This is a genomic window from Streptosporangium sp. DT93, from assembly GCF_049844535.1.
Taxonomy (GTDB): Bacteria; Actinomycetota; Actinomycetes; order Streptosporangiales; family Streptosporangiaceae; genus Streptosporangium.
This window is the reverse complement of sequence record NZ_JBNCLF010000121.1, coordinates 1-228: the sequence shown is the minus strand read 5'-3', so window position 1 is coordinate 228 and position 228 is coordinate 1. Positions and strand designations below refer to the sequence as shown.

The 228-nt window shown below is 70.6% G+C and carries 1 protein-coding gene; it reads left to right on the top strand.

Translation table 11 applies throughout. From position 1 onward, the window contains the following. Positions 1-35 precede the first annotated feature (35 nt). Positions 36-228 (top strand): hypothetical protein (locus ACLQ2R_RS39735; protein WP_425966574.1); only part of this gene is annotated, 193 nt, incomplete at its 3' end.

Here is a 228-nt window from a genome sequence, read left to right as displayed (position 1 = left end):
TCGATTGGCGGGCGGTCTTCCCGGGGGCTCGGCGGGTGGATCTGCCGACGTACGCCTTCCAGCACCAGCGCTACTGGTTGGTCGAATCGGCGGGCGAGGACGCCGCCTCGCTGGGACTGGGTGCGGCTGAGCACCCGCTTCTCGGCGGGGTCGTCCCCTCACCCGAGTCGGATGGGGTGGTGTTCACGGGGAGGTTGTCGGTTCAGGCGCAGCCGTGGCTGGCGGATC